We start from the raw sequence: 19,362 nt of genomic DNA on the forward strand, positions 1-19,362 counted from the left end.
CCACTCGGGTGCTGACACACCAGTGCTGGCTACGGCCTTTGCCCCGCACGCGTTCTATAACCTTACGATGAACCAGTTTGATGCGCGACAGCGCTACGTCGAAGATGTAGTGGGGCCTCCCACATTCGACCGCATTCCTGCAGAATAAACGCGGTTAAATGTGTGCGGGCTTGCTCGCGAAAGGGCCGGCAACGGCAACACACCTCTAACTCTCTTGGGCCCGATACGCCCCCGGCGTCAGCCCGGTCCACTTCTTGAACGCCCGATGAAACGCCGACGGCTCGGAAAACCCCAACTGCTCGGCTAGCTCCTGCAACGACAAATTCGCTCGGCGCAAATGATAAATGGCGATGTCCCGCCGCAGCTCATCCTTGAGTGCCTGAAAGCTGGTGCCGTCTTCGCGTAAGTGCCTGCGCAGGGTCTGCGGGCTGATGTGCAGTTGCTGGGCGACGGCTTCCAGGTCTGGCCAGGGTGTGCGGTCGCGGCTGAGCAAGCGGCGTAGCTGACTGCTCAAGCTATCGCCTTCATCGGGCCGAGAGAGCAAATCGGCGGGAGAGCGCTCCAAAAAGTGTTTGAGTGTGCGCTCATCCTGCAGCAGCGGCAGGTTCAGGTAGCGCGCGGGAAACACCAAGCTACTGTTCGGCGAACCGAATACTTGGGCACAGGGAAACAATAGGTCGTATTCGCCGGCGTGGGCCGGCATCGGATAACTGAAGGTGGCTTGGTGCAGCCGAATACGCTGGCCGATCAGCCAACTGCCCAGGCGATGCCAGATCACCAGCAGGCATTCGCTGAGGAAGTGATCCGGGTCCCACAACTGCGAGTCGTCCAGACTCAAGCGGGCCATTTCGCCTTCACGTGCCAGCTGCCAGCGCGGGCCTTGTGGGAATAGGCCATAAAATAATAAGCCGCGCTCCAGGGCTTTCTCCAGGGTGCGGCAGTGGATGAGCGCGTGGCACATCATCGCAAAGGTGCCGCGCTTGCTCGGACCTTCGGCGAACCCCAGGTATTCATCGTCCAGTGCCAGCCAGAGCATTTGCAGCAGCCGGGTGAATTGCTCCGGCGCGATGCGGGCACGGGGTTCGGCGAGCAGCTCCGCAGCGATGCCCACCTGGTGCAACAGCCCCGAATAGTCGTAACCGGCCCGACGCGCCCCGCCGAGGGCAGCCCGGGCGAAATGACTGGCGATGGTACGTTCACGCATGCGAAGGCCTCGTCCATGGAGTGGCGGATGGTAGCCAGCGCCGGAGAGGCTCACAAGGCGGATATCCGCCAAATTGTAGGACGAGACTGGATTGATGGGCGGAAATCCGCCACTAGCTTTCGCGCTTGGGAGGGCGCCAGGAAGCCCCAAACCCTGATCTCTAAAGGCCTTTAAGGCTTTTCAACGAAGTGGCACGGCGTTTGCGATAAGGACTACAGCGCAGGCCTGGTCCTACAGATCGCGTAAACAACAAATCCCTCCAGTGCAGGAGGGTTCGCAATTCAAGTGTCGTGGGCAATGGCGGATATTTGCCACACGGGACGATTGAGGAACTTTGCAATGACGACTCGTCAGCCAATCTACAAATCCCTGTACTTCCAGGTGATCGTTGCAATCGTTATCGGTATTTTGCTCGGTCACTTCTACCCGCAGACCGGCGTGGCCCTGAAGCCACTGGGTGACGGGTTCATCAAACTGATCAAAATGGTCATCGCCCCGATCATCTTCTGCACCGTTGTCAGCGGCATCGCTGGCATGCAAAGTATGAAATCGGTGGGCAAAACCGGCGGCTACGCGCTGCTGTACTTCGAAGTCGTATCTACCATCGCGCTGCTGATCGGCTTGATCGTGGTCAACGTTGTGCAACCGGGCGCCGGCATGCACATCGACGTAGCGACCCTGGACGCCTCCAAAGTCGCGGCCTACGTGACTGCCGGTAAAGACCAGAGCATCGTTGGCTTTATCCTCAACGTCATCCCTAACACCATCGTCGGTGCTTTCGCCAACGGCGACATCCTGCAAGTGCTGATGTTCTCGGTGATCTTCGGTTTCGCCCTGCATCGCCTGGGTGCCTACGGCAAACCAGTGCTGGACTTCATCGATCGCTTCGCCCACGTGATGTTCAACATCATCAACATGATCATGAAGCTCGCGCCAATCGGTGCCCTGGGCGCCATGGCGTTCACCATTGGTGCCTATGGTGTAGGTTCCCTGGTGCAACTGGGTCAGTTGATGATCTGCTTCTACATCACCTGCGTTCTGTTCGTGTTGGTGGTGCTGGGTGGCATCTGCCGCGCTCACGGTTTCAGCGTGATCAAAATGATCCGCTACATCCGTGAAGAGTTGCTGATCGTTCTGGGTACTTCGTCTTCCGAATCCGCACTGCCACGCATGCTGATCAAGATGGAGCGTCTGGGCGCGAAGAAATCCGTAGTAGGCCTGGTGATCCCGACGGGCTACTCGTTCAACCTCGACGGTACGTCGATCTACCTGACCATGGCTGCCGTGTTTATCGCCCAGGCGACTGACACCCACATGGACATCACCCATCAGATCACCCTGCTGCTGGTGCTGCTGCTGTCCTCCAAAGGCGCTGCTGGCGTGACGGGCTCGGGCTTTATCGTCCTGGCTGCGACCCTGTCGGCTGTAGGCCACCTGCCGGTTGCCGGCCTGGCACTGATTCTGGGTATCGACCGCTTCATGTCCGAAGCCCGCGCGCTGACCAACCTGGTGGGTAACGCCGTTGCCACCATCGTTGTGGCCAAATGGGTCAACGAGCTGGACGAAGACAAGCTGCAAAGCGAGCTGGCGTCCGGCGGTACCGGTATCTCGGAAACCCGCGAGCTGGATGACCTGGGCGTGGCCGAAGGCCCTGCACCTGTCGTCAAGTAAGTCGCTGATGGTGTGAACTAACGCCGACTGCAACGCACAAACGCCCCGACTGGTTCGGGGCGTTTGCGTTTCTGGCGCGTCACTTTGGTGGCTTTTGTTTTACAGTAAGTGAATGGTTTTTTACGCTTGCAGGAGGTTTTGTGGACAGTGTGGATCTGAATGTCCTGCGCAGCGTGCTGGAATGGCGTCGCGCCGGGCAGCGAGTGGTGTTGTACAGCGTGGTCCAGACCTGGGGCAGCGCGCCGCGCCCGCCGGGTGCCATGCTGGCGCTGCGCGGCGATGGCGTGGTGATCGGCTCAGTGTCTGGCGGTTGCATCGAGGATGACTTAATTGCGCGCCTGCAGGATGGCCGACTGCCTGAAGACGGGCCGCCGGTGCAGTTGGTGACTTACGGCGTCACCCGCGATGAAGCGGCGCGTTTTGGCCTGCCATGCGGTGGCACCTTGCGCCTGACTGAAGAGCGCGTGGACGCGTGGGAATGGGTGTCGGAACTGCTGGCGCGTTGTGAAGATCATCAGATCGTCGCACGTGAGCTGGACTTGACCACCGGTAAAGTCACCTTGAGCAGCGCGAGCAAGACCGATGGGGTGACCTTCGACGGCAAACGGCTGCGGGCTATCTATGGCCCGCGCTGGCGTTTGCTGCTGATCGGCGCCGGGCAGTTGTCGCGCTACGTGGCGGAAATGGCGCGGTTGCTGGATTTCGAAGTGCTGATCTGCGACCCGCGCGACGAGTTCGTCTACGGCTGGGAAGAACAGCACGGCCGCTTCGTACCGGGCATGCCCGATGAAGCGGTGCTGAACATACAGACCGATGAGCGTACGGCTATCGTCTGCCTCACCCATGATCCGCGCCTGGATGATATGGCACTGCTTACGGCATTGAATTCCTCGGCGTTCTACATCGGCGCCCTGGGTTCGCGGGTCAACACCCAGAAACGTCGGGAAAACCTCGCGGTGCTGGGGTTGTCGGCGCAAGCGATTGCGCGCCTGCACGGGCCGATCGGGTTGCATATCGGCAGCCATACGCCGGCGGAAATCGCGCTGTCGTTGATGGCGGAAATTGTTGCGATCAAGAACGGTGTGGCGCCAATGCAGAAAAAGCCGCTGCCGGTGGTCGCTGAGTGACGCTGACGGCGATTGTGCTCGCGGCGGGGCAGGGCAGTCGCTTTCGTGCCGAGGCGGGGGCTGACCAAGATAAGCTGTTGGCTGATTGCGTCGGCCTGGATGGCGTGACTCGGCCAGTGATCGAGCAGGTGCTGGTGAATTTACCGAGGCGCGTTGTAAAGCGCTGGCTGGTGACCTCGCCAGAGCGAACGCAGGTGATCCGTTTGGCTGAGGCGTATGGCTGCGACGTCCTGCTGCTGCGCTCGGCGGGGATGGGCGACAGTCTTGCCGCGGCGGTGGCGGCCAGCGGTCCGGCGGGCGGCTGGCTGGTACTGCTGGGGGACATGCCGTTTATTCAGTCATCGAGCATTGAGCAAGTAATCGATGGGTTGGAGGCGGGTGGCATCAGCGTGCCGGTGCAGGATGGGCAGTATGGGCATCCAGTGGCGTTTGATCGGTCATCTGGGTCGGCGCTGATGGCATTGACCGGTGACCGTGGGGCCAGACCGCTGTTTGCGCAGGCGATGGTGCGTGAAGTGTCGGTAGATGATCCGGGCGTACTCTGGGACGTCGACTTGCCGCCTTCCCTGACTTTCACCCCGATCTAAGTGTGGGAGCTGGCAAGCCACACACAGTTGATTGCATTCCAAATCGATAAATCAGTGTTTTCGTAGCCATAAAAAGCCCCGCCTGATCACTCAGGCGGGGCTTTTCAGTGGCTGCTGGAATCAGGCGAGGGGTTTAGGCTCGTGCTCTGCTTCCCGTGCAGCCGCGGCGGCGGCTTCAGCTTCCTTGCGACGACGACGCACTTCACGTGGGTCGTTCGGTGCACGGCCGTTTTCGGTCAGCGCGCTGGCCGGTGCGGCTTCAACCACTGGAGCGGCAACTTCGGCAACCACCGGCGCTTCAACGACTGGCGCAGGTTCAACGACCGGAGCTGGCTCAACCACTGGGGCAGGCTCGGCAACCACGACTTCAGCAGCCGGTGCTGGCGCTTCTTCCACCACAGGGGCTGGCGCTTCAACCGGAGCGGCAGGCTCGGCAGTCCATTGGAAGGCGGTCTGTTCCTCACGAACTTCGCGTACTTCTGATGCTGCTTCGACAACCGGTGCTTCAACAAACGCTTCAACCACAGGTGCTGGCTCAACAGCTGCCACTTCAACTTCTGGCTGAGCTTCAGGCGCCTGCGCCACTTCCACTTCCGGTACAACCGGCGCTTCGATTGGGCTAGTCGCTTCGGCAACCGGTGCTTCTACCACTGGCGCTTCAGCAGCGGGGGCTTCAACAACCGGCGTTTCAACGACTGGGGTCTCGGCAAAAGGTGTTTGCACAGCAGCGGTTTCTTCGACAGCGGCGTTAGCGCGTTCAGCCTGATCGTGGGCCTGGGCTTCAGCAGGTGCGCTGATGACCGAGCTGGCAACGGCAGCAGTAACGGCCAGGCCGGCAGCCAGTTCGTCGCCAGTTGGCTCGCTGGTAGCGGCTTCTGCGTTTTCGCCGGCTTCTTCCGAGCCTTCGATCACGTTGCCGTTGGCATCACGTTGACGCTCACGACGGTTGCTGCGACGACGCTGGCCACGGGAGCGGCGGCGTGGACGATCGCCTTCGGCGCCTTCCTGACCGTCTTCCTGCCGTTGCTCTTCGCTGGTCAGCACTTCCTCTTCTTCGCTGGCGGTAGCCGTTTGCTCGGCACGTGGTTGACGCTCTTCACGCGGAGCGCGCGGTTGGCGTTCTTCACGTGGCGCACGCTCTTCGCGTGTTTGGCGAGCCGGGCGTTCTTCTGCAACGACAGCGGCACCGGCAACGGCTGGCGCAGCGTCCAGTGGCTCGCGCAGTTCACGCACACGCTCTTCACGCTCGCCGCGAGGCTTGCGATCTTCACGCGGGGCACGTGGAGCACGTGGTGCGCGCTCTTCACGCGGTGCGCGTTCTACGGCTGGCGTTTCTTCACGGGCTTCGCGAGGGGCACGCTCTTCACGTGGGGCGCGTTCTTCACGCGGCGCACGTTCTTCGCGCGGCTTGCGCTCTTCGTCACGGCGACCGTTGCGGTTACGGCTTTGTTGGCGACCGTTGCGACGCTCTTCGTTGCGTGCAGGACGCTCGGACGCCGGTTTTTCAACCACAACCGGAGCGGCTGGCTCTTCTTTGGTGGCGAACAGGCTGACCAGCGACTTCACCAGGCCTTTGAACAGGCTTGGCTCAGGCATAACGGCCGGTGCGGCAACAGGTGCTGCTGCTTCAACTGGTACCGGTGCATTGGCACGGGCAGGGGCCGTCTTGACCGCAGCTTCCTGGCGAACCAGGGTGCGGGTCGCAGCGGCTGGCTGGACTTCTTCCACTTCAGCAGCGGCAGCGGCGATTTCGTAGCTGGACTGGCCGCTGTGGGCTTCCGGGCTGTCATCACGCAGGCGCTGCACTTCGAAGTGCGGCGTTTCGAGGTGATCGTTCGGCAGGATCACGATACGGGCACGGGTGCGCAGTTCGATCTTGGTGATCGAGTTGCGTTTTTCGTTGAGCAGGAAAGCTGCAACCGGAATCGGCACTTGTGCGCGGACTTCGGCGGTGCGGTCTTTCAGGGCTTCTTCTTCGATCAGGCGCAGGATCGCCAGGGACAGCGATTCAACGTCACGGATGATACCGGTGCCGTTGCAACGCGGGCAGACGATGCCGCTGCTTTCGCCCAGGGAAGGACGCAGGCGCTGACGAGACATTTCCAACAGGCCGAAGCGCGAGATGCGGCCGACTTGCACGCGGGCACGGTCAGCTTCCAGGCATTCGCGGACTTTCTCTTCCACGGCGCGCTGGTTCTTGGCTGGGGTCATGTCGATAAAGTCGATCACGATCAGGCCGCCGATATCACGCAGGCGCAGTTGGCGGGCGATTTCTTCAGCCGCTTCCAGGTTGGTCTGCAGCGCGGTTTCTTCGATGTCGCTGCCTTTGGTCGCACGCGCCGAGTTGATGTCGATGGACACCAGGGCTTCGGTCGGGTCGATCACAATGGAGCCGCCGGAAGGCAGTTCGACCACGCGCTGGAAGGCGGTCTCGATCTGGCTTTCGATCTGGAAGCGGTTGAACAGCGGAACGCTGTCTTCGTAGAGCTTGATCTTGCTGGCGTACTGCGGCATCACCTGGCGGATGAAGGTCAGGGCTTCGTCCTGGGCTTCAACGCTGTCGATCAGCACTTCGCCGATGTCCTGGCGCAGGTAATCGCGGATGGCGCGGATGATCACGTTGCTTTCCTGATAGATCAGGAACGGCGCGGAACGATCCAGGGACGCTTCTTTGATGGCGGTCCACAGTTGCAGCAGGTAGTCGAGGTCCCACTGCATTTCTTCGCTGCTGCGGCCCAGGCCGGCAGTACGAACGATCAGGCCCATGTCGGCCGGTGCGATCAGGCCGTTCAGCGCTTCACGCAGTTCGTTGCGCTCTTCGCCTTCGATGCGACGGGAAATGCCGCCGGCACGTGGGTTGTTCGGCATCAGCACCAGGTAACGGCCGGCCAGGCTGATGAAGGTGGTCAGGGCGGCGCCCTTGTTGCCACGTTCTTCTTTTTCGACCTGGACGATGACTTCCTGGCCTTCGCTCAGGACGTCCTTGATGTTCACGCGGCCTTCAGGGGCTTTCTTGAAGTATTCGCGGGAGATTTCTTTGAGGGGCAGGAAGCCGTGGCGCTCGGAGCCGAAATCGACAAAGGCAGCCTCAAGGCTTGGTTCGATGCGAGTAATTCGGCCTTTATAGATGTTGGCCTTCTTTTGCTCGCGTGCACCGGATTCGATGTCCAGGTCGTAGAGGCGTTGGCCATCTACCAGTGCAACACGCAACTCTTCGGGTTGAGTTGCGTTAATCAGCATTCTTTTCATGTTGTACCGTCGGTTTCCGGGCTGCCGGAAACGGCGTTCGGCACACACGACTTCTCACGGTCGGTGTCAGGTGCGTCAAGAGTGGTTGGCCACTCCAGTGTCCAGCAATAACAGGCCAATTGGGCCGTATCGCGACGGACGCGTCCTGCTTGTTAGCGGTGGTGACAAAGGCACCACTTCAACAAAAGCTAAGGTCAGGAGGAGGAATCAACCGACGACTGTGGACGAGATGAAGCGTCTAAATATAAGCCTAGTGCTACACGGTCCGACGGTTGTGCATCTCCACCCTACACGTATCCCTGATAATTCGGGTGCTGCCGCGCGCAGAATCCGCAGCGGGTTGGCATTTACCGTGTTCTCCAATGGGGAGTCCACGCTCATGGCTAAACAAGACTGAATGTGGGCGACTGCGCTCTCACTCAGCTCTTAACAGGCGTTGTTTCCGAAGCATTCGCCATGGTCTGGCTCAAAACTGACTGCACTTTGTGAACTGGCCGTAAATATCGGCGCAAAACGCGAGTATTCACTCTGCGTTCTGCACTCGCTTCAGGCCTCATGTCACCTGCGCTCGTTACAATCCTGAGCCTTCCAAGGTGGCGAACACCCCGTAGGACGGCCTCGCGTCCTGATGAATTGCGATGGTCAGGGCCGGCAGTTTGCCGCTAGTCCTCTGTCCAGGCCGCTTTTGGCGGCGTTCGCGACTATAGCAGCAATGATTAAGTGCTTCAATTCCATAAAAATTGTTATCATCGCCGCCATGACGAATACCGCCCCCCAGACCCCCAGCGTCCAGCTGCTTGAGGTCTCGCCGGAATATGCCGGCCAACGCATCGACAATTTTCTCCTGGCCAGGCTCAAAGGCGTGCCCAAGACCTTGATTTACCGCATCTTGCGTAAAGGTGAAGTGCGGGTGAACAAGGGGCGTATCAAGCCCGAGTACAAGTTGCAGACGGGCGACATCGTCCGTGTGCCGCCGGTTCGCGTGCCCGAGCGTGATGAGCCCGTGCCATTGGCGCAGGGTCTGTTGCAGCGCCTTGAGGCGTCGATTGTCTTTGAAGACAACAAGCTGATCGTGATCAACAAGCCCTGCGGCATTGCGGTTCACGGCGGCAGCGGCCTGACGTTTGGCGTGATCGAAGCCTTTCGTCAGTTGCGTCCGGACGCCAAGGAGCTTGAGTTGGTCCATCGCCTGGACCGAGACACCTCCGGCCTGCTGATGATCGCCAAGAAACGCAGTATGTTGCGCCACCTGCACACCGCCCTGCGTGGCGATGGTGTGGACAAGCGCTACATGGCGCTGGTGCGCGGCAATTGGGCCAGCTCCATCAAGAGCGTTCGCGCGCCGTTGCAGAAGAGCAACCTGCGTTCCGGCGAGCGCATGGTGGAAGTGGACGAGGAGGGCAAAGAAGCCCTGACTTTGTTCAAGGTGCTGCGCCGTTTCGGCGACTTTGCCACCCTGGTCGAGGCCAAGCCGGTGACCGGTCGTACCCACCAGATTCGTGTGCACACGCTGCATGCGGGCCACTGCATCGCTGGCGATACCAAATACGGCGACGAGGACTTCTCCAAGGAGATCCGCGACCTGGGCGGCAAACGGCTGTTCCTGCACGCCTACATGCTCACCGTGCCGCTGCCGGATGGTGGTGAGTTGAAGCTGCAAGCGCCGGTCGACGAGATGTGGGCCAAGACCGTGGAGCGCTTGAGTGTCGCACCGTGATTACAAGCTGCTGATATTTGATTGGGACGGCACCCTGGCCAATTCCATTGGCCGGATCGTCGAATCGATGCACATGGCGTCAACGCGTTCGGGTTTCGAGCTGTGCAGCGACTTCGCGGTCAAGGGCATTATCGGTCTGGGCTTGCCAGAGGCGATCCGCACCTTGTACCCCGACATTAGCGAAGCCGAATTGGTCGCATTTCGCGAGCACTACGCCGATCACTACACGGCGCTGGAGGCGGAGCCTTCGCCGCTGTTTGAGGGTGTGGTGCAGTCCCTGCAGGCCTTTCGCGCCGAGGGTTACCACTTGGCGGTCGCGACCGGCAAGTCTCGTCGCGGGTTGGATCGAGTGCTCAAGGCCCACGGTTGGGATGATTATTTCGATATCACCCGTGCTGCCGATGAAACCGCCAGCAAACCTCATCCTCTGATGCTGGAGCAGATCCTCGCGCATTGTGGCGTGTCGCCACGCCAGGCCTTGATGGTGGGGGATGCCTCTTTCGATCTGATGATGGCGCGCAATGCAGGCATGGACAGTGTGGCGGTCAGCTACGGCGCCCAGGCTGCCGAGGCCTTGCAGCATTATGAACCGCGACTGACGATTGATCATTTTTCCGAATTGCAGGCCTGGCTAAACCGGGCCCGATGAGTCTTTGCTGGGGTTAATGGCATGAGTGACGAATGGAAAGCGCCCGAAAAGGCTGAAAGTGGTGATGACAAGAGCTGGAAACTGCTGGAGAAAACCCTCCTGGCCAGCGTTCAGGAGCAGCGTCGTGCGCGGCGCTGGGGGATTTTCTTCAAGCTGCTGACCTTTGTCTGGCTTATTGCCATGCTGGCATTGTTCAGCCCGCTGATGGACGTGGAAAAAAATGCGACCCGTGGCGCCAACTACACCGCCCTGATCGAAGTGCGCGGGGTGATCGCCGATAAGGAACCCGCCAGCGCCGACAATATCGTCAGCAGCCTGCGTGCTGCGTTTGAAGACCCCAAGGTCAAGGGCGTGATCCTGCGCATCAACAGCCCGGGCGGCAGTCCGGTGCAGTCGGGTTATGTGTATGACGAGATTCGCCGTCTGCGTGGCCTGCACCCGGATATCAAGCTGTATGCGGTGATTTCCGACCTGGGCGCTTCCGGCGCCTATTACATTGCCAGTGCGGCAGACCAGATCTACGCCGACAAGGCCAGCCTGGTGGGGTCCATCGGTGTGACGGCGGCCGGTTATGGCTTTGTCGGCGCCATGGAGAAGCTGGGTGTGGAGCGCCGCACCTACACCTCGGGCGAGCACAAGTCGTTCCTCGACCCGTTCCAGCCACAGAAGGCTGATGAAACCGCATTCTGGCAGGGCGTGCTCGACACCACCCATCGCCAGTTTATCGCCAGCGTGAAGCAGGGGCGTGGCGACCGCCTAAAGGATAAGGAACATCCCGAGTTGTTCTCCGGGTTGGTGTGGTCAGGCGAGCAGGCGTTGCCGTTGGGCTTAATTGACGGCCTGGGGAGTGCCAGTTTCGTTGCGCGGGATGTGATTGGCGAGAAGGAGTTGGTGGATTTTACGGTTGAGGAGTCGCCGTTTGATCGGTTCTCCAAGAAGCTGGGTGCCAGCGTAGCCGAGAAGCTGGCGTTGTATATGGGCTTCCAGGGTCCAAGCTTGCGCTGATCTAACAGATGCATAGATTCAAATGTGGGAGCGGGCTTGCCCGCGATATCGGTTGGCCAGTCGACATTTATAGTGGCTGGACCACCGCTATCGCAGGCAAGCCAGCTCCCACAGTAGTTTGGTGGTGGAATTAAGGGATTTGCACGCCTTCAGCCAATAGCATATCCACCAGGCGGATTAGCGGCAGCCCAACCAGGCTGGTTGCGTCCGGCCCTTCAGTGCTCTGGAACAGGCTCACGCCCAGCCCCTCAGCCTTGAAGCTGCCTGCGCAGTCATACGGCTGCTCAATCCGCAGATAGCGCTCAACACGCTCAACGTCCAGCTCACGCATGTGCACGGTAAAAGGTACGCAGTCGACTTGGCAGTGTCCTGTCTCGCTGTTCAACAGCGCCAGGCCGGTGAGAAAGCTGACGCGCTTGCCGCTGGCGGCTAATAATTGCTCGCGGGCGTTTTCAAAGGTGTGAGGCTTGCCGATGATCCGGCCTTCCAGCGCGGCAACCTGATCAGAGCCGATAATCAAATGCCCTGGATGGCTGGCCGCTAACGCGCGGGCCTTCTCTTCGGCCAGGCGCTTGACCAGCTCAATGGCGGACTCATTTGTGCGATGGCTTTCATCGATATCCGGCGAGCTGCAGATGAATGGCAGGTGCAGGCGGCTCAGCAATTCCCTGCGATAAATCGAGCTGGATGCGAGTAATAAAGGCAGCATGGGCGACTCCTAAAAGGCAGTGGCAGATTCTAGCGCGTGACCGGCTGACGCACAGGGCTGAATTTCCTTTGACATGGCCCGGTGCATCCCTATAATGCTGCGCCTATGTTGAATGACCCGATTCCACCTCACGTTGACCCGCGCAAACTGGCTGATCGTGGCACTTCCCTTCAAGGTGAGTTGCTGTTGGCCAATTTGGAGAGACTCTGCGACCCGCTTTCCGACACTGTCGGTACGGTGCAGGCTAAATTCGTTTTTGAACGAGATGAACGTAAATCTGTGGTAATTCACAGCGTTATCGACACCGAAGTCAAAATGGTTTGCCAGCGTTGTCTTGAGCTGGTCACCCTGCCGATCCACAGCGAATGCAGTTACGCTGTGGTGAAAGAGGGTGCGAATACCCAGTCGTTGCCGAAAGGTTATGACGTGCTGGAACTGGGCGAAGATCCATTGGATCTGCATGCACTGATCGAGGAGGAGCTTCTGCTCGCCTTGCCCATTGTGCCTGCTCATCATCCGGAAGAATGCCAGCAGCCGGCGGACCTCGGCGACGAGTCCGAACCGAGCGAGGACGAGGTAACGCGGTCCAACCCGTTCAGTGTATTGGCGCAGTTAAAGCGTGACCCAAACGTTTAGGAGTTAATCAATTATGGCTGTTCAGCAGAACAAAAAATCCCGCTCTGCCCGTGACATGCGTCGTTCGCACGATGCCCTGACGGCGAGCACTCTGTCTGTAGAAAAAACCACCGGTGAAATTCACCTGCGTCACCACGTATCGCCAGAAGGCGTATACCGTGGTCGTAAAGTGATCGACAAGGGCGCTGACGAGTAATCACTTGTCTGCTCTAGTCATCGCGATAGACGCAATGGGCGGGGACTTCGGTCCCCGCAGCATTGTTCAGGCCTGCATTGCCAGCCTGTCTGCCACACCCTCGCTGCACCTGACCCTCGTCGGTCAACCTTCCCCTCTTGAAGAACTGATTGCCAGCCATCCGGCAGTGGATCGCGCGCGCCTGACGATTACGCCGGCCAGCGAAACCATTGGTATGGATGAAAAGCCGGCGGCAGCCCTGCGTGGCAAGCCCGATTCTTCGATGCGGGTGGCCCTGGAGCTGCTGCGTGATGGCAAGGTGCAAGCCTGTGTCAGTGCCGGCAACACCGGGGCCTTGATGGCGTTGTCGCGGCATGTGCTCAAGACATTGCCGGGCATTGATCGCCCGGCGATGGTGGCGGCGATTCCGACGCAGAAAGGTTACTGCCAGTTGCTGGACCTGGGTGCGAATGTCGATTGCAGTGCCGAGCACCTGTTGCAGTTTGCTGTGATGGGCTCGGTGGCCGCCGAAGCGCTGGGCGTGGCCCGGCCGCGGGTGGCGTTGCTGAATATCGGCACCGAAGATATCAAGGGCAACCAGCAGGTCAAGCTCGCCGCCACCTTGCTGCAAAGCGCGCGCGGCTTGAACTACATCGGATTCGTCGAGGGTGATGGTTTGTACCGTGGCGAGGCGGACGTGGTGGTGTGCGACGGGTTTGTCGGCAATATCCTGCTCAAGTCCAGCGAAGGCTTGGCGACCATGATCGCCACGCGTATCGAGGCGTTGTTCAAACAGAGCCTGGCGTCGCGCCTGGTCGGTGCCCTGGCGCTGCCGTTGATGCGCCGCTTGCAGGCTGACCTGGCCCCGGCGCGGCATAACGGCGCAAGTTTCCTGGGGCTGCAGGGCATTGTGGTAAAAAGCCATGGCTCGGCTGGCGTCGAGGGCTTTCAAAGTGCTATTGCACGGGCCGTGATCGAGATCCAGGAGAACCTGCCGCAACGCTTGCACGGCCGTCTTGAGGATCTGTTGCCTTAGGCGAATCGGCCCGGGAATGCTTAAATGTGACCGGCCAGTTCAATTGACCATCCAATCTGTCAGTTTCGTGCGCTCCCACCGTAGGCGTGCGCATTTTTGACGACCAGATCATTAGGGGCTTGTTACATGTCTACATCCCTCGCATTCGTCTTTCCAGGGCAGGGTTCGCAGTCCCTCGGCATGTTGGCCGAACTGGGCGCGCAATACCCGTTGATCCTGGACACCTTCAAGGAAGCTTCCGACGCCCTGGGTTACGACCTGTGGGCACTGACCCAGCAGGGGCCGGAAGAACAACTCAATCAAACCGATAAAACCCAGCCGGCCATCCTGGCCGCTTCGGTCGCCCTGTGGCGCTTGTGGCTTGCGGAAGGCGGCGCGCGTCCAGCATTCGTCGCCGGTCACAGCCTGGGCGAATACAGCGCCTTGGTGGCGGCGGGCAGCTTGACCCTGGCTGAAGCGGTCAAGCTGGTCGAGCGTCGTGGGCAGCTGATGCAAGAAGCCGTTCCGGCAGGGCAGGGCGGCATGGCTGCCATCCTGGGCCTGGACGACGCCGTGGTGATCGAAGCCTGCGCCGAAGCGGCCCAGGGCGAAGTGGTCAGCGCCGTTAACTTCAACTCCCCTGGCCAAGTGGTCATCGCGGGTGCCAAGGCTGCCGTTGAGCGCGCAATCGAAATCTGCAAAGCCCGTGGTGCCAAGCGTGCCTTGCCGTTGCCGGTAAGCGTACCGTCCCACTGCGAATTGATGCGCCCGGCTGCCGAGCGTTTTGCCGAGTCCATCGCTGCCGTCAACTGGCAGGCACCGCAGATCCCACTGGTACAGAACGTCAGCGCCGCCGTGGCGGCCGACCTCGACACCCTCAAGCGCGACCTGCTTGAGCAGCTCTACAAGCCCGTGCGCTGGGTTGAGTCGGTCCAGACCCTGGCGGCCAAGGGCGCCACCGAGCTGGTCGAGTGTGGCCCGGGCAAAGTCCTCGCCGGCCTGAACAAGCGCTGCGCCGACGGCGTCTCGACGGCCAACCTCAATACACCTGACGCCTTTGCTGCCGCTCGCGCAGCCCTGGCCTGACCCTCTATTTCCGAACTTAGGAGAAGCCTGCATGAGTCTGCAAGGTAAAGTTGCACTGGTTACCGGCGCAAGCCGTGGCATTGGCCAGGCCATCGCCCTGGAGCTGGGCCGTCAGGGCGCCGTTGTGATCGGTACTGCCACGTCCGCCTCGGGCGCCGAGCGTATCGCCGCGACCCTGAAGGAAAACGGCGTGCAAGGCACCGGCCTTGAGCTGAACGTGACCAGCGATGAGTCAGTGGCCGCCGTACTGGCTGAGATCACCGCACAATTTGGCGCGCCGGCGATTCTGGTAAACAACGCCGGCATCACCCGCGACAACCTAATGATGCGCATGAAAGACGACGAGTGGTACGACGTGGTCGATACCAACTTGAACAGTCTGTTTCGCCTGTCCAAGGGCGTTTTGCGTGGTATGACCAAGGCGCGTTGGGGGCGAATTATCAATATTGGCTCCGTAGTGGGTGCCATGGGCAACGCAGGCCAAGTAAACTACGCGTCCGCCAAGGCCGGTCTGGAAGGTTTCAGCCGTGCATTGGCACGTGAAGTCGGCTCGCGGTCGATTACGGTCAACTCGGTGGCCCCAGGGTTCATCGACACCGATATGACCCGTGAGCTGCCGGAAGCACAGCGTGAAGCCTTGCTGACGCAGATTCCGCTGGGCCGTCTGGGCCAGGCTCAAGAGATCGCGAATGTGGTCACTTTCCTGGCATCCGACGGTGCGGCATACGTGACTGGGGCTACAATCCCGGTGAACGGCGGGATGTACATGAGTTAAATTGTGACGGATCGCTTCAAAAAAATGTCATACGAGCTGTCTAAAATCCGTTATAAAGCTGCAACTTAATTTATAGGCGGGTGGCCGACCGGGTACTGGGTGAAGCTTTCAGTTGAAAAGCTGAAATGGCTTTCTATACACTTACCCACTGGCCAGCTGCCTGAATTTGTCCATTAGGAGTTAAACAAGGTATGAGCACCATCGAAGAGCGCGTCAAGAAAATCGTCGCCGAGCAACTGGGCGTTAAGGAAGAAGAAGTGGTCAACACTGCTTCCTTCGTAGAAGACCTGGGTGCCGATTCCCTTGACACCGTTGAGCTGGTGATGGCTTTGGAAGAGGAATTCGAGACCGAAATCCCGGACGAAGAAGCTGAAAAAATCACTACTGTTCAAGCTGCTATCGACTACGTTACTAGCCACCAGGCGTAATAGTTTGTAGTCGTCGCTTGCTTTCAGGGAAAAACCGCACTGCTGTAACGGCGTGCGGTTTTTTCTTTAGCCCTGACGAAATGTGAGCGCTGAAGCAAAAGTGTCGTCATTAGAAAAAGGAGAGTGCTGTGTCGCGTAGACGCGTCGTAGTCACCGGTATGGGTATGTTGTCGCCACTGGGCACGGATGTGCCGAGCAGTTGGCAGGGCATTCTGGCTGGCCACAGTGGTATTGGTCTGATCGAACACACGGACCTTTCTGCCTATTCCACCCGTTTTGGCGGCTCGGTAAAGGGCTTCAATGTCGAGGAATATCTCTCGGTCAAAGAATCCCGCAAACTCGACCTGTTCATTCAATACGGCCTGGCAGCCGGTTTTCAGGCAGTGCGTAACGCCGGCCTGGAAGTCACCGACGCCAACCGTGACCGCATCGGCGTGGCCATGGGATCGGGTATTGGTGGTTTGACCAATATCGAAGAAACCAGCCGCACGTTGCACGATTCCGGCCCCCGTCGAATTTCACCGTTCTTCGTGCCGGGCTCGATCATCAACATGATTTCCGGTTTCCTGTCCATCCACTTGGGCGCACAGGGGCCTAATTACGCCATTGCCACCGCGTGCACCACGGGCACGCACTGCATCGGCATGGCGGCGCGCAACATCGCCTATGACGAAGCTGACGTGATGATCGCTGGCGGCGCCGAGATGGCGGCCTGTGGCCTTGGCATGGGCGGCTTCGGCGCGTCCCGTGCACTGTCGACCCGCAACGACGAGCCCACCCGCGCCAGTCGCCCTTGGGACAAAGGCCGTGATGGTTTCGTTCTGTCCGACGGCGCCGGTGCACTGGTGCTGGAAGAGTTGGAACACGCCAAGGCGCGTGGCGCGACCATCTATGCCGAGCTGATCGGCTTTGGCATGAGCGGCGACGCTTACCACATGACCTCGCCACCCTCCGACGGTGCCGGCGCTGCGCGTTGCATCACCAACGCGCTGCGCGATGCGAAGGTCAGCCCGAACCAGGTGCAGCACATCAACGCTCATGGCACGTCGACGCCGACTGGCGATTTGGCGGAAGCTGAAGCCATCAAGTCGGTGTTCGGCGAGCATGCCTACAAGCTGGCGGTCAGCTCCACCAAGTCCATGACCGGCCACTTGTTGGGCGCGGCGGGTGCGGTCGAAGCGATCTTCAGCGTGATGGCCATCAAGGATCAGGTCGCTCCCCCGACCATCAACCTCGATGAGCCTGACGAAGGCTGCGACTTGAACTTCGTGCCTCACGAAGCGCAGCCGATGCCGATCGACGTGGTGATCTCCAACTCGTTCGGTTTTGGTGGCACTAACGGGTCCCTGGTGTTCCGCCGGTTCGCCGAGTGATGCACAGCTGGGTCGACGGTCAGCCAGCGGATAACGTGCCCCTGAAAGATCGCGGCCTGGCGTATGGCGACGGGTTGTTCGAGACCATCGCCGTCAGGGCCGGGCAACCGTTGCTGCTCGACCGTCACCTGCAACGCCTCGATCAGGGTTGCAGGCGCCTCGCTTTGATTGCAGATCAGCCTTTGATCCGCAACGAAGTGCTGGCCTATGCCGCCGCCCTTGGCGACGGTGTCCTCAAGGTGATCCTTACCCGTGGCGACAGTCTGCGTGGGTATGGCATCAACCCTGGCGAGCCAGTGCGCCGTATCTTGCAGGGCAACCCGCCCGCTACTTATCCCCTCGCCCATGGAACCGACGGCATCCGCCTGTTTCCGTGTGCCACCCGCTTGGCCGAGCAGCCACTGCTGGCCGGCCTCAAACACCTCAATCGCCTCGAGCAGGTGATCGCCCGCGCCGAATGGCAGGATGCCGAACACGCTGAAGGTTTGATGCTGGACATGTCTGGGCGTGTCATCGAAGGCGTATTCAGCAACCTGTTTCTTGTGCGCAACGGCTTGTTACTAACCGCTGATCTGACGCGTTGCGGCGTTGCCGGCGTGATGCGCGCCGAGATTCTGGCCCAGGCTCAAACGCTGGGCACCCCGGTGGCCGTGGCCGACATCAGCCTTACGCAGTTGCAGCAGGCTGACGAAGTCTTTGTATGCAACAGCGTTTATGGCATTTGGCCTGTGCGCGGGTACGCTGCGATGAGCTGGTCGGTTGGCCCGCTCACCCGTAAACTGCAGGGCATTATTCGCGCGCTATTGGAAATTTGAGTTGATACGAAAACTGGTTGTACTGCTGCTGATCGGTCTGTTCTCGGCGGCTTTGTTGTTGGGTTATTCGGCCTGGAAGTTCGATTCTGCCTTGAAGCAGCCTTTGAACCTGGCCCAGGAGCAATTGCTCGATGTGCCGGCAGGGGCGACCCCGACCGGTACCTTCAATCGCCTGGAAGCCGATGGCGTGCTCGACGGCGCGTTCTGGTTGCGCCTGTACTGGCGCTTAAACCTCGACGGCCAGCCACTGCAGAGCGGCGAATACCGCATGACGCCTGGCATGACGGCGCAGGGCTTGATCGGCCTCTGGCAGCGTGGCGAAGTGGTGCAATACAGCCTGACCCTGGTCGAAGGCTGGAACTTCCGCCAGGTGCGCTCGGCCTTAGCCAACAATGAAAAGATCGTGCAGAGACTTTCGGGCCTCACTGACAGTGAAGTCATGGATAAACTCGGCCACCCTGGCGTGTTCCCCGAGGGGCGGTTCTTCCCCGATACCTACCGCTTCGTGCGTGGCATGACCGACGTCGAATTCCTGAAAAAAGCCTATAACCGCCTGGACGATGTACTCGCCCAGGAGTGGAGCAAGCGCGCCGCCGATGCGCCGTACACCGACCCTTATCAAGCGCTGATCATGGCCTCCCTGGTGGAGAAAGAGACCGGCGTACCTGAGGAGCGTGGGCAGATCGCCGGGGTATTTGTGCGTCGCTTGAAGATCGGCATGCTGTTGCAGACCGACCCAACGGTGATCTACGGGCTGGGCGAGCGCTACAACGGCAAGTTGACCCGCGCTCATCTCAAGGAAGCCAACCCTTACAACACCTACATGATTGCCGGCCTGCCGCCGACGCCTATCGCGATGGTCGGCCGCGAGGCGATCCATGCCGCGCTGAACCCGGTGCCGGGCAGCAGCCTGTATTTCGTCGCACGGGGCGATGGCAGCCATATTTTCTCGGATAACCTGGATGCGCATAATGCCGCCGTGCGCGAGTTTCAACTCAAACGCCGCGCCGATTACCGCTCCAGTCCGGCCCCGGTGGTGAAGCCTGCGCAAGACGCAACGCCACCGGCGGATGAGCCAGCTGATAAACCGGCCGAGCCTGCGCCGGACACCACTGCGCCGCCAAGCCCGCAATAATTCTGA

The 19,362-nt window shown here is 60.1% G+C and carries 18 protein-coding genes; 15 read left to right on the plus strand and 3 right to left on the minus strand.

What is annotated here, in order from left to right; all coding sequences use genetic code 11:
- Positions 1-205: 205 nt before the first annotated feature.
- The gene (locus AACY36_RS27410) at positions 206-1,204 is read right to left on the minus strand and encodes an AraC family transcriptional regulator (RefSeq protein ID WP_339420896.1); all 999 of its coding nucleotides are present in this window, start codon (positions 1,202-1,204) and stop codon (positions 206-208) included.
- A 339-nt stretch (positions 1,205-1,543) separates the two neighbouring features.
- On the opposite strand from AACY36_RS27410, the gene AACY36_RS27415 reads away from it, so the two are divergent.
- From AACY36_RS27415 to AACY36_RS27425, 3 genes are all read left to right on the plus strand, one after another.
- Entirely contained in the window at positions 1,544-2,875 is a 1,332-nt protein-coding gene (locus AACY36_RS27415; protein ID WP_339420898.1) for a dicarboxylate/amino acid:cation symporter, read from the plus strand.
- Positions 2,876-3,015: 140 nt separating this feature from the next.
- A complete protein-coding gene (locus tag AACY36_RS27420) occupies positions 3,016-4,002 on the plus strand; it encodes an XdhC family protein (RefSeq protein ID WP_339420900.1) in 987 nt (328 codons plus the stop codon).
- On the plus strand, positions 3,999-4,589 hold the full coding sequence (locus tag AACY36_RS27425) for a nucleotidyltransferase family protein (RefSeq protein WP_339420902.1): 591 nt from the start codon (positions 3,999-4,001) through the stop codon (positions 4,587-4,589). Before AACY36_RS27420 ends, AACY36_RS27425 begins: the two co-directional genes overlap by 4 nt.
- A gap of 120 nt (positions 4,590-4,709) precedes the next feature.
- On the opposite strand, the gene rne is transcribed toward AACY36_RS27425, so the two are convergent.
- Complete coding sequence (gene rne / locus AACY36_RS27430; RefSeq protein WP_339420904.1) at positions 4,710-7,829, minus strand: ribonuclease E; 3,120 nt, start codon at positions 7,827-7,829, stop codon at positions 4,710-4,712.
- A 766-nt stretch (positions 7,830-8,595) separates the two neighbouring features.
- Here rne and rluC point away from each other — a divergent pair.
- From rluC to AACY36_RS27445, 3 genes are read left to right on the plus strand one after another with little or no spacing between them, the layout of a single operon-like run.
- The gene (gene rluC / locus AACY36_RS27435; RefSeq protein ID WP_339497752.1) at positions 8,596-9,555 is read left to right on the plus strand and encodes a 23S rRNA pseudouridine(955/2504/2580) synthase RluC; all 960 of its coding nucleotides are present in this window, start codon (positions 8,596-8,598) and stop codon (positions 9,553-9,555) included.
- Positions 9,542-10,204 (plus strand): HAD-IA family hydrolase, encoded by a 663-nt coding sequence (locus AACY36_RS27440; protein ID WP_339420907.1) that lies wholly within the window; start codon positions 9,542-9,544, stop codon positions 10,202-10,204. Before rluC ends, AACY36_RS27440 begins: the two co-directional genes overlap by 14 nt.
- A gap of 21 nt (positions 10,205-10,225) precedes the next feature.
- On the plus strand, positions 10,226-11,209 hold the full coding sequence (locus AACY36_RS27445; protein ID WP_339420909.1) for a S49 family peptidase: 984 nt from the start codon (positions 10,226-10,228) through the stop codon (positions 11,207-11,209).
- A 130-nt stretch (positions 11,210-11,339) separates the two neighbouring features.
- On the opposite strand, the gene AACY36_RS27450 is transcribed toward AACY36_RS27445, so the two are convergent.
- Complete coding sequence (locus AACY36_RS27450) at positions 11,340-11,918, minus strand: Maf family protein (RefSeq protein WP_339420911.1); 579 nt, start codon at positions 11,916-11,918, stop codon at positions 11,340-11,342.
- Between the two features lie 105 nt (positions 11,919-12,023).
- On the opposite strand from AACY36_RS27450, the gene AACY36_RS27455 reads away from it, so the two are divergent.
- The 9 genes from AACY36_RS27455 (at position 12,024) to mltG (ending at position 19,356) form a co-directional block, all read left to right on the plus strand.
- On the plus strand, positions 12,024-12,554 hold the full coding sequence (locus tag AACY36_RS27455) for a YceD family protein (RefSeq protein ID WP_049711923.1): 531 nt from the start codon (positions 12,024-12,026) through the stop codon (positions 12,552-12,554).
- A gap of 13 nt (positions 12,555-12,567) precedes the next feature.
- Entirely contained in the window at positions 12,568-12,750 is a 183-nt protein-coding gene (gene rpmF / locus AACY36_RS27460) for a 50S ribosomal protein L32 (protein WP_008152339.1), read from the plus strand.
- Positions 12,751-12,754: 4 nt separating this feature from the next.
- On the plus strand, positions 12,755-13,765 hold the full coding sequence (gene plsX / locus AACY36_RS27465; RefSeq protein WP_339420912.1) for a phosphate acyltransferase PlsX: 1,011 nt from the start codon (positions 12,755-12,757) through the stop codon (positions 13,763-13,765).
- Positions 13,766-13,891: 126 nt separating this feature from the next.
- Positions 13,892-14,830, plus strand: a complete 939-nt coding sequence (fabD, locus tag AACY36_RS27470) for an ACP S-malonyltransferase (RefSeq protein ID WP_339420913.1) — start codon at positions 13,892-13,894, stop codon at positions 14,828-14,830.
- Between the two features lie 31 nt (positions 14,831-14,861).
- Entirely contained in the window at positions 14,862-15,605 is a 744-nt protein-coding gene (gene fabG / locus AACY36_RS27475; protein ID WP_005790544.1) for a 3-oxoacyl-ACP reductase FabG, read from the plus strand.
- A 191-nt stretch (positions 15,606-15,796) separates the two neighbouring features.
- Positions 15,797-16,033, plus strand: coding sequence for an acyl carrier protein (gene acpP, locus AACY36_RS27480; RefSeq protein ID WP_003175607.1), 237 nt, complete (start codon positions 15,797-15,799; stop codon positions 16,031-16,033).
- A gap of 128 nt (positions 16,034-16,161) precedes the next feature.
- A complete protein-coding gene (fabF, locus tag AACY36_RS27485) occupies positions 16,162-17,406 on the plus strand; it encodes a beta-ketoacyl-ACP synthase II (protein ID WP_339497753.1) in 1,245 nt (414 codons plus the stop codon).
- On the plus strand, positions 17,406-18,221 hold the full coding sequence (gene pabC, locus AACY36_RS27490) for an aminodeoxychorismate lyase (RefSeq protein WP_339420917.1): 816 nt from the start codon (positions 17,406-17,408) through the stop codon (positions 18,219-18,221). The genes fabF and pabC overlap by 1 nt, the downstream gene beginning before the upstream one ends.
- A gap of 1 nt (position 18,222) precedes the next feature.
- Positions 18,223-19,356: an endolytic transglycosylase MltG gene (gene mltG / locus AACY36_RS27495; RefSeq protein ID WP_339420918.1), complete on the plus strand. Its 1,134-nt coding sequence runs from the start codon at positions 18,223-18,225 to the stop codon at positions 19,354-19,356.
- The last annotated feature ends 6 nt before the right edge of the window (positions 19,357-19,362 follow it).

This window comes from Pseudomonas sp. EA_15y_Pfl1_P101, from assembly GCF_963970835.1.
GTDB lineage: Bacteria > Pseudomonadota > Gammaproteobacteria > Pseudomonadales > Pseudomonadaceae > Aquipseudomonas > Aquipseudomonas tritici.

Excerpts from the sequence above, each read along its gene's own strand:
- AACY36_RS27450 (WP_339420911.1), bottom strand. The coding sequence starts at position 11,918 with ATGCTGCCTTTATTACTCGCATCCAGCTCGATTTATCGCAGGGAATTG.
- fabG (WP_005790544.1), top strand. The coding sequence starts at position 14,862 with ATGAGTCTGCAAGGTAAAGTTGCACTGGTTACCGGCGCAAGCCGTGGC.
- AACY36_RS27445 (WP_339420909.1), top strand. The coding sequence starts at position 10,226 with ATGAGTGACGAATGGAAAGCGCCCGAAAAGGCTGAAAGTGGTGATGAC.
- rluC (WP_339497752.1), top strand. The coding sequence starts at position 8,596 with ATGACGAATACCGCCCCCCAGACCCCCAGCGTCCAGCTGCTTGAGGTC.
- rpmF (WP_008152339.1), top strand. The coding sequence starts at position 12,568 with ATGGCTGTTCAGCAGAACAAAAAATCCCGCTCTGCCCGTGACATGCGT.
- AACY36_RS27455 (WP_049711923.1), top strand. The coding sequence starts at position 12,024 with ATGTTGAATGACCCGATTCCACCTCACGTTGACCCGCGCAAACTGGCT.
- pabC (WP_339420917.1), top strand. The coding sequence starts at position 17,406 with ATGCACAGCTGGGTCGACGGTCAGCCAGCGGATAACGTGCCCCTGAAA.
- AACY36_RS27410 (WP_339420896.1), bottom strand. The coding sequence starts at position 1,204 with ATGCGTGAACGTACCATCGCCAGTCATTTCGCCCGGGCTGCCCTCGGC.
- fabD (WP_339420913.1), top strand. The coding sequence starts at position 13,892 with ATGTCTACATCCCTCGCATTCGTCTTTCCAGGGCAGGGTTCGCAGTCC.
- acpP (WP_003175607.1), top strand. The coding sequence starts at position 15,797 with ATGAGCACCATCGAAGAGCGCGTCAAGAAAATCGTCGCCGAGCAACTG.
- AACY36_RS27415 (WP_339420898.1), top strand. The coding sequence starts at position 1,544 with ATGACGACTCGTCAGCCAATCTACAAATCCCTGTACTTCCAGGTGATC.
- rne (WP_339420904.1), bottom strand. The coding sequence starts at position 7,829 with ATGCTGATTAACGCAACTCAACCCGAAGAGTTGCGTGTTGCACTGGTA.